Here is a 13,107-nt window from a genome sequence, read left to right as displayed (position 1 = left end):
TTGTAAGTTATAAAATAATGACTGTTATTATTATTGAAATCACGCAACCCAAGCTTGTAACTTAGCCCGTAAGCGCTGCATAGCTTGGCTATGAATCTGACAAATACGCGATTCGCTCACACCAATAACGGCACCTATTTCTTTTAAATTCATTTCTTCGTCGTAATACAGTGATAACACCAACGCTTCCCGCTCTGGCAAGGTTTTAATCGCTGCTGCTAAGCTATGACGAAAACTGTCATCAACAACCCCTTGAAATGGCAAGTTTTGATTAACATCATCGTCATTAGCCATCGTTTCCTCGCCACCAGCGAGATCAGCAATACCGACAATACGGCCGCAATTAACATCGTTTAACACCTGATAATACTGATCTAGTGGCATCTCAAGCAGTTGTGATATTTCACTGTCGGTCGGATCTCGGCCAAGACTATGTTCAAGTTGTGAAATCGCATCACTAATACGACGACTATTTTTATAGACTGATCGTGGCACCCAGTCACCACGGCGAATATCATCTAACATTGCACCTCGAATACGAATACCCGCAAAGGTTTCAAAACTAGCGCCTTTCGTTGGATCATAATTTTGCTGTGCTTCTAACAAGCCAATCATGCCAGATTGAATCAAATCTTCGACTAATACACTGGGTGGCAAACGTGCCATTAAGTGGTGTGCTATCCGCTTTACCAAGGTTGAGTAACGTTCAATAAATGCCTGTGGGCTTTGTTGATAACGGCTATAAGTTAACGTCTTATTCACGAATAAAGGCCTCCATGGCTCGTGGTTTATGCACCAACAATCGTTCAACAAAAAACTCTAAATGCCCACCAGGATGATGGGGAACAGGCCATGTCATCGCCTTCGCTGCTAATGAGTTCAATGCTAGCGCCGCAGGACTATGTGGAAATGCCTCGATCACAATTTTTTGGCGTTTAACTGCTTGGCGAACATTATCATCAAGCGGTATACACGCAGCAAGTTCAAGGTTGGCATCAAGAAAGCGCTCGGTTACTCGAGTTAATTTAATAAATAAATCACGTCCTTCACGATAACTACGAACCATGTTGGCAACAATCTTAAATCGTTGAATATCATACTCACGACTCAAAATTTTCATTAATGCATACGCATCTGTGATCGATGTCGGCTCATCACACACCACAATAATGATGTCTTGAGCGGCACGAGCAAAACTCAGCACCATGTCAGAAATACCAGCCGCAGTATCGACAATAAAAAAATCAAGCTCATGCTGCAAATTACCGAAAGCTCGAATCAAACCGGCATGTTGGGCTGGGGTTAATTCCGCCATATTTTGCGTACCAGAAGCCGACGGAATAATTTTTACACCGTAAGGCCCTTCGATAATAATATCTTCAAGTTCGCATAACCCAGCCAGCACATGCGACAGGTTACGCCCTGCACGTAAACCGAGCATCACATCGACATTTGCTAACCCAAGATCAGCATCAAGCACCATAACGCGCTTGCCTTGACGAGCCATTGAAATTGCCATATTAAGAGTGACATTGGTTTTGCCTACGCCCCCTTTACCGCCAGTAACCGTAATGACTTTCGTCGAGGTTAATTGGGTCATTCGACGTAAACCACTCGCTTGATCGTACATGATGTTCTCAGTCATAAAAATCGGCCGCATTGTTATCTGAACTATCACTAGACCAGACATGAGATTGTTGTGAGAGCTCTAGCTCTAACAACTCATTGGCACGCGAAACTAGGTAATTTCCGGTTGCTACTTTCAAGTCTTCAGGAACCCGTTGACCATCAGTTAAATAGGCAATCGGTAGAGCACTCTGAATAGCGACACTAATTATTTCGCCCAAACTTAACGATTCATCAAGTTTGGTCAACACACACCCAGATAATGGAATACGACGAAAATGTTCAATCGTCTCCTCAAGCACTCGCCGTTGTGAAGTTGCTGGCATCACTAAATAGCTACGTATTTTGGCGCCACTGTTTTGCATCAATGTATCTAATTGCTCGGATAAACGAATATCACGCTGACCCATACCTGCGGTATCAAGTAACACTACACGGCGATGACGTAACTGATGTAGTATATCGGCCAGTTCCTGCGCATCTTTAGCCACTCTTACTGGGCATCCCATAATTCGGCCATAAGTAGCAAGTTGCTCATGGGCACCAATACGATAATTATCAGTGGTGATCAGTGCGATTTGATTAGGGCCAAACTCCATTGCCGCTCGAGCTGCGAGTTTGGCGATCGTGGTTGTTTTACCGACGCCAGTCGGCCCAAGTAGCGCCACCACGCCACCGGTTTCTAAAATACAATCATTAGTTGTAAGCAGTTGATCTGACAATAGATCTAGTAACGCAGGCCATGCTTCGTTAGTCGGTAAATCTTCTGGAATATAACACGCTAATTGATCGGCTAATTGATCGGACAATCCCATCTTTTCAAGCCGTTTAATCATCATCGCCCGCATCGGTTCTTGGCGTTCAACTTCCTGCCACATTAGCCCTGATAATTGATGCTCTAATAAACGTCGAATAGAGGTTATTTCAGCGCGCATAGCGTCTAATTCATCATCTTTTCGAGCGCCTTTCACTTCATAACGGCTAGGATCTAAGCGGGGTTTATGTGAGGCGGTGCCATAATCATTACGACCTACACTCACTTCACGTTCGTATTGTTTTGATGATGGACGGTTATAATCGCCCACATTAAGATCTTGTGAATGCTCATCATAACGACGACCTTGCTTCGCTCGTGACGATGACTGTTGGCGATCAATACCATGCTGTTGGCGATGTTGTTCATGGCTATCACTGTGATAATAATGTTGTCGAGCTTGATCTCGGTTAAGCTCAGTTGCACGATTCGATTGTGATTGCTGCTGGTCTTGATGCTTAGATTGACGTTGCAATAATGCTGTTAATGAATCAACAGATGCCATATTGTCAGGGGTTTCAGTTGTTGCTGCATAATTTTGCAATACACTCGCAAACTGTTTAGATACTGACGGGGTAACATTGACTTTATCATCAACAAGTTTACGTCGCGCTTGCCCTAAGCCATGCTCTAATTCATCACGGACAGCATGATTAGTCTTCGCTAACACAGGACTGGCATCAGTGTCGACCGCTGCGACAATTTCAACACCGCCAGACACTTTTTTATTTGACATAATCACTGCATCAGGGCCAAGTTCTTCTTTGACTTCGCTAAGTGCTGTTCTCATATCCTTGGCAAAAAATCGTTTAATTTTCAAACTTAATTCCCTATCCGCAAGCGCTTAAATTAGTATTCAGTTTCAACACCATTAATGGCCAACCGCATTAACAATACGAATTTGTTTTTCATCTGGTACTTCTTGATAAGAAAGCACTCTCAAAGTTGGAATGGTATTTTTGACAAATTTTGCCAAAGTGGAACGTAAAACACCGGATGTTAATAATACTGCAGGCTCGCCTTTTAATTCTTGTTGCTGGGTCGCTTCTGTTAATGATCGTTGTAGACGCTCAGCTAACCCAGGTTCAATCCCTGATGACTCCCCCCCAGCAGATTGCATTGTCTGATGCAATATTTGTTCCAACTCAGGAACTAAGGTTATGACGGGTAATTCTGCTTCTATTCCATTGATTTCCTGACAAATTAAACGTTTTAAGCCAATACGTGCAGCGGCAGTTAAAATGTCAGGATCTTGACTCTTGGTTGAGTACTCAGACAAGGTCTGAACAATCGTTCGAATATCCCGTAATGGAATAGCTTCATTAAGTAAGTTCTGCATCACTTTTACCACCGCGCCAAGTGGTAATTGATCAGGGACAAAACCATCTACCAATTTCGGGGTCGATTGCCCAAGCATTTCAAGTAAATTTTGAACTTCTTCATGGCCTAATAGCTGGGCTGCATGGTTAGTCAACAATTGACTTAAATGAGTCGCGAGGACGGTAGCAGAATCAACCACGGTATAACCTAAAGCTTGAGCATGTTCACGTTGTGATACTTGAATCCATACCGCCTCTAAGCCAAACGCAGGATCAAGGGTTCGTTCTCCATCAATACTGCCAAACACTTGCCCAGGGTTAATGGCTAAATCCATATTCGGATGAATATTTGCCTCACCGCAGGTCACTCCCATTAAACTGATACGATAACTGTTCGGTGGTAACTCCAAATTATCGCGAATATGTACCGGAGGAACGAGGAAGCCAAAATCTTGCGAAAGTTTTTTACGCACCCCTTTAACTCGCTCTAACAGTTCACCGCCTTGGTCTTTATCAACCATCGAAATCAGTCGATAGCCCACTTCAAGTCCAATGGTATCGACAGGTTGAACATCATCCCATGACAACTCTTTCATTGGTTGAATCGGCGCCATATCGTGAGTTTGCGGTTCTTTGGTCACTAACGCAGCAGTCTGATCTTTTTTGTAACGCCAATAAGCAACCCCGCCAATAATTGCCGCCAAAAATAAAAACGGCACATGGGGCATACCAGGAACAATACCCATCACAAATAAAATTGCGCCTGTAATAATCAAAGCTTGAGGATTATTAAACATTTGGAAATACATTTGCTGGCCCATATCCTCGTCAGTATTTTGACGAGTAACCAGCATTGCAGCACCAATAGACAATAATAACGACGGTATCTGCGCGACGAGCCCATCACCAATAGTCAGCAGGCTATATATTTCCAGCGCTTCAACAAAAGCTAAATCATGTTGTGTCATACCGATGATTAAGCCACCGATAATATTAAGAAATAAAATCAGAATACCGGCTATCGCATCCCCTTTAACAAACTTAGAGGCACCATCCATCGAACCGTAAAAATCAGCTTCTTTGGTCACTTCAAAACGACGAATACGGGCTTGTTCTTGATCAATTAAGCCTGCATTTAAATCAGCATCAATTGCCATTTGCTTACCGGGTAAAGCATCAAGAGTAAAGCGAGCACTAACTTCTGATATACGACCAGCACCTTTGGTTACTACCATAAAGTTAATAATCATTAGAATAATAAATACCACCAAACCGACAGCATAATTACCACCAATAACAACGGCGCCAAAAGCATGAATCACTTGACCGGCGGCCTCTGGCCCTTCATGACCATGCAGTAACACTATTCGAGTTGAAGCAACGTTAAGCGCTAACCGTAATAAGGTCGCGATAAGCAATACCGTTGGAAAGGCAGCAAAATCAAGAGGACGACGGGTGTAAACAGTGACTAACAACACCACTAGTGCCAGCGCAATATTAAAGGTAAAGACCATATCCAACATGAGTGGCGGTATTGGCAAAATAATCATCGCCAAGGTTGCTAGCACCATCACAGGTGCACCTATTGCAGGCATATTTTGTAAACGAGCTAAAGGTAGTCGCGCAGCAAAAGGAATTGAAAGCTTCATTCTATTATCATCAAATCACGATTTATTGATATGAAGGCGGCACTTATTAACGAATAATTCACCATAATCCTTCACAGATACAATCGCTTATAGCAAGTATCGTGCCGCATAATTCTGCCATTATTTTGACGGCAAAATTATGCTTCCTATATCGCGTTATTAATGACGTAATTCTTGGGGAATATCTGTTGCTGCGGCTGATAAAATGGGTTTTTGACCTTTACCGCGACGGTAGGCTTTTAATTGAAAAACATAAGCTAACACTTGTGCTACTGCAACAAACAAGCCGTCAGGTACTTGCTGCTCTAGCTCGGTAGTATAATAAATCGCACGAGCTAATGGCGCAGCAGGCACAATATCAATATTGTGTTTATTGGCAATTTCGCGAATTTTTAGTGCTAAGTGATCGCCACCTTTAGCAATAACAACTGGGGCTGCGTCAAGTTTAGGATCATAACGTAATGCCACTGAATAGTGTTCAGGGTTAGTGATCACTACATCAGCTTGTGGTACATCCGCCATCATTCGTCGTTGTGCCATTTCACGCTGCAGCATACGAATACGACCTTTTACTTCAGGCTTACCTTCAGAATCTTTATATTCATCTTTAATTTCTTGCTTGGTCATTTTTAATTGATCGCTAAAATGCCAAATTTGATAAGGCACATCGATCGCCACCACAACCAGCAACGAACAACAAATCAATAACACAAAGTTAAGTAGAATATCCAAGGCGTGAAAATAATTAGCCGGAAAGGTTTCAATACTAAGTTGAAAAAAATCATCCAAACTTGAATAAATTAAATACCCAGCCACACTTGCTACTAAGCCAACCTTGAGGATGGATTTAATTAATTCGACCCAACTTTGACTACCAAACATCCTTTTAAGACCACTTATTGGACTCATTTTAGATAATTTTGGCATCGCCGCTTCAGAAGAAAATCGTATTCCCCCCAAGCCTGCAGCACCGATTAAGGCAGCTGTAAAGAGAAACACTAATACCAGTACTAATGGCAAAAAAACCTGCCATACCGCATTAGAAACTACCGTCAGCAATAAATGTACGTCAAACACTTCTTCACGGCTTAAAGTGAACATGCGCGTCATGACCTTACCTAACGCAATACTAAGCCCTTCACCAAACCACATTAAGCTCACAGCACCTGACACCAATACTGCTACGGAGGCTAATTCTCTTGAGCGCGGTACTTGACCTTTTTCCCGCGCCTGCTCACGTTTTCGCGCGGTGGCGTCTTCGGTACGTTCTTGACCGTCAGCATCCGACATATTGGTACGTCCATGGTGAAGTTATACAACAAAAAATGGTGATGGTTAATACGATATAAAACTCAACAGTTAAGCCTTGCCAAGCTACAGACTTGATCTAACCCTGTTTGCCAAATCGCTTCATACTGCGGCACAATCCCTAGCACAATAAACCAACTAATGGCTAAACCAAGTAACAGCGCAAATGAAAATCCTAACGCGAAAATATTTAACTGTGGTGCCGCACGCGTCATAACCCCAAACGAGAGATTAACGGTTAATAATGCAATAACACCCGCAAGTGCCATATCAACCCCAGCTTTAAATATATGCCCGAACCAACCAGCTAATTGGTAATAATCTGTCGCGACCAACATGCTGCTGCCGACAGGCAAGGCTGTAAAACTTAACACGACGACATTAAGCATGGTTAAATGACCATCGGTTGCCAAAAAAAGCAATATAGCCAAAAACATATAAAACTGCCCCAGCACTGGCGTGTTTTGGCCATTAGCAGGATCCACCATCGAGGCAAAACCCAAACTCGATTGCATACCGATAATTTGCCCCAACAGCACAAATGTCTGAGTAATAAACTGAGTCACTAATCCCATCGCAACCCCAATAATGATTTGCTGGGTAGTAACGATAAATCCAGCCAATGACAGTAAGGCAATATCCGTCGGTACTTTGGGTAACATTGGCATCACCGTAAAAGTGATTGTTAACGCCAGATATAACCGAATTTTGGGTGACACAAAACGCGCCCCAAAGAAGGTCATTGCCATCATCATTGAAGAGATTCGAGTGAACGGCCAAAAATAATTGGCAATCCACTCTAATAACACGCTTGAGGTATAGTGCATAAGCTATGGTTACTCATGAAGCGAATATTAGGTTGTGATAGCAATGCAATTAATCATCCTAATATAACAACTGTGGAATTTGATCGATGATGCGAAAAAAATAATCCATCAACATTCGCGTCATCATATGGCCAAAAAACATCAATGCTAATAAGGTCACAACTAAGCGTGGTAAAAAACTCAATGTTTGTTCGTTAATCGAGGTGGCGGCTTGAAACACTGCCACCACTAAGCCTATTAATAAGCCCGGAATGACAATCGCGCACACCATAATTAACACCATGTATAACGCTTCTTGAAAAATACCGACAAACGCTTCAGGGGTCATTATTGGGTTATCCTCTCCATTGAAGCCACTTTTTTATTAGGTTCCAAAACTGGCTGCTAGCGTAGACAGAATTAAATTCCAACCATCAACCAGCACAAACAACATCAACTTAAACGGCAACGATACAATCATCGGCGATAGCATCATCATACCCATTGCCATTAATACCGATGCCACTACTAAATCGATAATTAAAAAGGGTAAAAACAACATAAAACCAATCTGAAACGCGGTTTTAAGCTCTGAAGTAATAAATGCTGGTACTAATACCGTTAGCGGCACAGTTTGTGGATCGGTTGCGGTTGATCCTGAAATATTGACAAAAGTTTCCAGATCTTTCACTCGCGTTTGCTTCAACATGAACTGCCGCATCGGGGCTTCTGCTTTAGCTAATGCTTGCTGAGCACTGATCTGTTCATTGATATAGGGTTGTACTGCATCGACATTAATTTTATCGATGACAGGTGACATCACAAAAAAGGTCAAAAACATCGCTATCCCAATAATCACCTGATTAGAGGGGGTTTGTTGTAATCCCATCGCTTGCCGCAAAATCGACATCACCACCACTATGCGAGTAAAGGATGTCATTAGAATCACCACCGCAGGCAAAAAACCCAATGCAGTCATGAGTGCTAATATTTGCAGCGTGATTGAATAATCTTCGCTGCCATCTGGGTTCATAGTGACAGACAATGCGGGAATACCGCCCCCACTACGCGCACCAGTCGTTAAATGTGCAGCACTACCTTCTGCGGTCATCGCTGTTTGAGTAATAGTTTCTGTTGCTGATACTGGCATTGAAATGCTCCAACTACCGATAAACAGCACCAGCAATGCCACTTTTAAACCCAGTGCAAGATTATTTTTTATCATTAGTAGTTATCAACCGGCTCAGCTGAGAAGCAAAATCTTTAGCTGGCACATCTTCCGTGATTAAAGGCTGTTCAAGTTTACTGAGCAACGAAATATTATGCTGAGTAATGCCTACTAACAATTGCTCATCGCCCACTTGAATCAATGCGATTCTTTCCCGTTGTCCAAGTGTTAACTGCTTAACAATAGTCAGTCGATTATCATTACTGTGAACGCCGACCAGACGCATTTTTTTCAGCAGCCACGCTAAAAATAAAATAATCACAATCACGAGTACTAATGACGCTAATGTCGTGGCTAAATTAAGATCGGGCGCTTGCCCTAATGTCATTGACTGATCCATCACTGACTCTTAACGTAATTTTTTAATGCGTTCGGTTTGACTGATAACATCAGTTAAACGAATACCAAACTTATCATTTACCACCACAACTTCACCGTGAGCAATCAAGGTGCCATTAACCATCACATCTAATGATTCGCCGGCTATACGATCAAGCTCAACCACCGAACCTTGGTTAAGTTGTAGTAAATTACGAATACTAATTTGAGTGCGACCGACTTCCATTGAAATGGTCACTGGAATATCCATGATGGTATCCAATTTACGGCGCTCATCATCTGAGATTGGCACGGTATCATCGGTTAACTCTTCTAATGGTGCGGGTTGAACATGATCCTCTTGTTCAGCTAAAGCTGCCGCCCAATCATCTGCCATTTGTTGATCATTTTGAGACATTATTATTCCTGCTAATTATGAGTGCGTTTCATTGTCACTATTCATCTCTAATAATGTAGAGCTTAATAGTTCACGATCTAAGAAAGCTAAATCCGTTTTCACCATGTCTGGACGTTTTAATTTATCGGTAATTTTAAGCGCGACATTATCGCCACTGCGGCCCATTTTGGCGCGATACGTTGGTAGATCTTCGACAAAAATTGTCGCAGATTCTGGCATCGTAATCGGAATAACATCACCAGCTTGTAACTCCATTAAGTCACGTAATGAAATATCAACATCCAATAACTTAGCGCGTAGATTCACGGGCACATCCATGATTTCATCACGCAGAGCTTTACTCCAACGAACATCAGTGTCCATCTTGTCACTTTGCACCCCCGCATCGAGTAATTCACGGATTGGCTCAACCATCGAATACGGCATTACCACATGAAAATCGCCACCACCACCATCAATCTCAATGTGAAATGAACTCACCACGATCACTTCTGTCGGACTCACAATATTGGCCATCGTTGGGTTCACTTCAGAATCGATATATTCAAACTCAACCGACATCACGGGTGACCATGCTTCACGGTAATCTTCAAACACCAATTTAAGTAACATTTGTACAATACGGCGCTCAGTGGGAGTAAACTCTCGCCCTTCAATTTTGGCGTGAAAACGACCGTCACCACCAAAAAAATTCTCTACCAAAATAAACACTAATCGTGCTTCCATGGTAATCAATGCTGTACCTTTTAGTGGTCTAAAGCGCACCATATTTAAACTAGTTGGCACATAAAGCGTGTTTTGGTATTCACCGAATTTAATCATTTGAACGCCATTTATCGACACTTCAGCCGTTTTTCGCAACATATTAAATAAACTGATCCGCATATGGCGGGCAAATCGCTCATTGATCAATTCCAGGGTCGGCATCCGTCCACGGACAATGCGATCTTGTGAGGAAAAATCAAAGGCGGTAATACCGGAACCTTGATCGCCATCCTCCTCATCTTCAGGCTCATCGACCCCATGCAATAATGCATCAATTTCATCTTGGGTTAATAAATCACTCACAGCGCACCTATTGCATCACAAAGCCAGTAAATAACACCCGTTCAACCACAGGCATATCAGTCATCTTGTTCATTGTTGCTTGTACTGTCGTCAACGCTTGTTGACGTAATTGCTCACGCCCGAGAGGCTGACGTAATTGTTCAACAGTGGTTGCTGCAAAAGTTTGTAACAACACACTTTCAATTAATGGCGCATGTTTATTTGCTAATGCCTCATTGACTTCACCACGTACCATGAGCTGCACTTTTATTTGCACCACTCGATCACGATCTTTACCACTCACATTAAAAATAAATGGATCAGGTAATACGATGTAATACGACGACATTTTTAGTGGCGCTTGAGGAGACTCTGATGATGACACCGCCGTTGTTTGAGACGCTGTTGGTGCTGAGTAAAAAAACCAAAAAACGCCAGCTATCGCAACGCCTATTACCACACACACCAAACTAATAATGGTTATTTTTTTACTATTTTCACCTACCATTATTGATCCTTGGTTGCTGTTTTCTTGCCACATGACATTGCTGCATGTTTGTCCTTATTAAATAAGTGTTCGTTATAAGCATGACCAAAAACGCTAAGCGTAATAATCAACTTGGTCTTTATTCTCGGTAACAAACACACTAGCTTGTGGATCAAGTTGATCACTCTCTGCTACAGATTGTCCCTCTACAGCAGTTGCTTTTGTCGAGGGTTGCTGGCCTGTCTGTGAATGTGCTGAACTATTACTTTGTTGTCCTGAAAATTGCTGACTCGTTTCTTGTTGTACTGAGCTCTGCGCTAATTGCAGTCCTTGCTGTTGCAGCATCTCTCGTAAGCGCGGCATGGCCTGTTCAACAATGTCACGCGTTTGATGGTTATTAACGGTAAATTGCACTGACGCTTGGTCTTGGTTGAGAGTCAATTTAATTTGAATTTTTCCAAGTTCAGGCGGATCTAAACGAATATCAACGAATTTAAGATTCTTTGCCATCATGATATTGATCCGCTCATGTACCTGTTCACCAGCCTGTTCACGCGTGAGTATTAATGGGGATTGCACATTCGTCATGACGGCTGATTGCTCAGGCTTAAGCCCTGAACTAGTAGAAGTTAAACCAGAAAGTTGTTGAGCCAATGAATCATTATAAGTATTGACACTTTCCCCCAAATTGAGACGACTATCATCCACTAGTGAACCATCGAATTTTGTCGCACCTAGAGGCGTATTTGGGGTTGGCATTATTAACGTCGAAGCGGTTGTTGCTGTGGTTGTTGGTAGTGGCAAATTATTGACACCACCATCAACATTCATGTCAGATTTTTGTCCATCAGCAACCATTGCTGCTGGTGATACCAATGTGGCACTGGTAAGTGGCGTAGTTAATGATGCTGTCGAGGCTAATGATACTGTTGTTGTATCAGTCTCTGTTGCCGATACTTGAATCGGCACTTTTACACCATCAACTAAAACAACATCAGTAATGAGCGGCGCAGAAAGAGGCAAGCTATTGCCGCTAGTATTAACGGCATTAGCATCCGTTTTAACTTCCGAGTTAAGCTGCTGATTAGATTGGGTTAACTGTTGTAAGAAAGCACTCCCAGCTGCCATTAACTGAGTCGCGTCATCAACAATAGTCGTATTATCGATATTGATTAAGGTGTTATCCACTGCATCTGTGGCTGCCATTGGATCGCTAACTAATCGCTCAGAGGAAATATCGGTGCTGCTAATATCAGTGATATTAATATTGAGATCAGCACTGATTATCTCAGTATCGATTGCGGGAGCATCAATGCTCGCGGTTAACTCACTATCAACGACTGGCAACGGCTGGTTTTCATCAATAGCTTGCTGATATTGTTGTGAAAAGTCATTATCACTTATAGCGACGGTTTCAGACTCTGCTGCAGCAGATGCTCCTGCTAACTTTGCCGTTTGCATTGATGACACATTAAATAGATTCATAATAACTCTTTTAATACGTGCCGCTACAAACGACAGATAAATGAATAACTGTTTGAAATAAATCGTCAAAAAAACGTTTATTCAACACTGATGTTCTATGTTAATGCAAAAAGCAAACCAGTTTTTACTTCTACCGTTGCTGACGACGCGCAAATTGTAACGTTACAAATTCATCCATCATTTTTTGTTCTTGTCTATCTAAAAAAAGCTGCCGTTCGCGCTGTTTTTTTTCTAATAACCACTCGATACCGCGTTTTTTTTGCTGCATTGCTTGCCAGTGCTGACGGCATTGTTCAATTTGATTGGCAAAATAGCCACCAGCCTGTTTTTGCTTCTCTAAGGTAGTATCAAGTTGAGTTAAAAATTTTTGTAAATGACTATATTGGCTGGCAGTTAGCCCTTGCTGTCCTCGCTCAGAAAGCTGACGACAATAATCTAACCGGTACTGCTCAATTTGAGCTAATTGTTGTAAATAGTTTTGTTGTTCTAGTTGGGCTTGATTAAGAGCAAGACTCGCTTGATGCTCTTGTTGTTGGGCTTGTTCTATCAATAATTCAAACGTTCTCAATGGCATATTATAATGACCTTATATCTTCGAGCAC

Annotated in this window: 14 protein-coding genes; all 14 read right to left on the bottom strand. The window is 42.2% G+C overall.

Features of this window, described 5'->3' with window-relative positions; genetic code table 11:
• Window positions 1–39: 39 nt before the first annotated feature.
• The 14 genes from C0W29_RS04850 to fliJ all read right to left on the bottom strand — a co-directional run bounded on the left by C0W29_RS04850 (window position 40) and on the right by fliJ (window position 13,079).
• Window positions 40–762 (bottom strand): RNA polymerase sigma factor FliA, encoded by a 723-nt coding sequence (locus C0W29_RS04850; RefSeq protein WP_045042608.1) that lies wholly within the window; start codon window positions 760–762, stop codon window positions 40–42.
• Entirely contained in the window at window positions 755–1,645 is an 891-nt protein-coding gene (locus C0W29_RS04845; protein WP_045042609.1) for a MinD/ParA family protein, read from the bottom strand. The genes C0W29_RS04850 and C0W29_RS04845 overlap by 8 nt, the downstream gene beginning before the upstream one ends.
• Window positions 1,638–3,260, bottom strand: coding sequence for a flagellar biosynthesis protein FlhF (gene flhF, locus C0W29_RS04840; RefSeq protein WP_045044277.1), 1,623 nt, complete (start codon window positions 3,258–3,260; stop codon window positions 1,638–1,640). The genes C0W29_RS04845 and flhF overlap by 8 nt, the downstream gene beginning before the upstream one ends.
• A 51-nt stretch (window positions 3,261–3,311) precedes the next feature.
• On the bottom strand, window positions 3,312–5,408 hold the full coding sequence (flhA, locus tag C0W29_RS04835) for a flagellar biosynthesis protein FlhA (protein ID WP_045044276.1): 2,097 nt from the start codon (window positions 5,406–5,408) through the stop codon (window positions 3,312–3,314).
• 159 nt (window positions 5,409–5,567) lie between these two features.
• The gene (gene flhB / locus C0W29_RS04830; protein WP_036795652.1) at window positions 5,568–6,698 is read right to left on the bottom strand and encodes a flagellar biosynthesis protein FlhB; all 1,131 of its coding nucleotides are present in this window, start codon (window positions 6,696–6,698) and stop codon (window positions 5,568–5,570) included.
• A gap of 62 nt (window positions 6,699–6,760) precedes the next feature.
• The gene (fliR, locus tag C0W29_RS04825) at window positions 6,761–7,543 is read right to left on the bottom strand and encodes a flagellar biosynthetic protein FliR (protein WP_045044275.1); all 783 of its coding nucleotides are present in this window, start codon (window positions 7,541–7,543) and stop codon (window positions 6,761–6,763) included.
• A 58-nt stretch (window positions 7,544–7,601) separates the two neighbouring features.
• Complete coding sequence (gene fliQ / locus C0W29_RS04820) at window positions 7,602–7,871, bottom strand: flagellar biosynthesis protein FliQ (protein WP_036795654.1); 270 nt, start codon at window positions 7,869–7,871, stop codon at window positions 7,602–7,604.
• A 36-nt stretch (window positions 7,872–7,907) separates the two neighbouring features.
• Window positions 7,908–8,747: a flagellar type III secretion system pore protein FliP gene (fliP, locus tag C0W29_RS04815; protein ID WP_045042612.1), complete on the bottom strand. Its 840-nt coding sequence runs from the start codon at window positions 8,745–8,747 to the stop codon at window positions 7,908–7,910.
• Window positions 8,734–9,090, bottom strand: a complete 357-nt coding sequence (gene fliO / locus C0W29_RS04810) for a flagellar biosynthetic protein FliO (protein ID WP_045042613.1) — start codon at window positions 9,088–9,090, stop codon at window positions 8,734–8,736. Before fliO ends, fliP begins: the two co-directional genes overlap by 14 nt.
• A 9-nt stretch (window positions 9,091–9,099) precedes the next feature.
• Entirely contained in the window at window positions 9,100–9,486 is a 387-nt protein-coding gene (gene fliN, locus C0W29_RS04805) for a flagellar motor switch protein FliN (RefSeq protein ID WP_036795660.1), read from the bottom strand.
• 15 nt (window positions 9,487–9,501) lie between these two features.
• Window positions 9,502–10,554 (bottom strand): flagellar motor switch protein FliM, encoded by a 1,053-nt coding sequence (gene fliM / locus C0W29_RS04800; protein ID WP_045042614.1) that lies wholly within the window; start codon window positions 10,552–10,554, stop codon window positions 9,502–9,504.
• A 7-nt stretch (window positions 10,555–10,561) separates the two neighbouring features.
• The gene (gene fliL / locus C0W29_RS04795) at window positions 10,562–11,041 is read right to left on the bottom strand and encodes a flagellar basal body-associated protein FliL (protein ID WP_036795664.1); all 480 of its coding nucleotides are present in this window, start codon (window positions 11,039–11,041) and stop codon (window positions 10,562–10,564) included.
• A 93-nt stretch (window positions 11,042–11,134) separates the two neighbouring features.
• The gene (locus tag C0W29_RS04790) at window positions 11,135–12,505 is read right to left on the bottom strand and encodes a flagellar hook-length control protein FliK (protein WP_052671536.1); all 1,371 of its coding nucleotides are present in this window, start codon (window positions 12,503–12,505) and stop codon (window positions 11,135–11,137) included.
• Between the two features lie 130 nt (window positions 12,506–12,635).
• The gene (gene fliJ, locus C0W29_RS04785) at window positions 12,636–13,079 is read right to left on the bottom strand and encodes a flagellar export protein FliJ (RefSeq protein ID WP_036795665.1); all 444 of its coding nucleotides are present in this window, start codon (window positions 13,077–13,079) and stop codon (window positions 12,636–12,638) included.
• Window positions 13,080–13,107 lie beyond the last annotated feature (28 nt).

The sequence above is a fragment of the Photobacterium kishitanii genome, from assembly GCF_003026355.1.
Classification (GTDB): domain Bacteria; phylum Pseudomonadota; class Gammaproteobacteria; order Enterobacterales; family Vibrionaceae; genus Photobacterium; species Photobacterium kishitanii.
The sequence above is the reverse complement of the archived record's forward strand: the minus strand, read 5'-3'. Positions and strand labels throughout refer to the sequence as shown.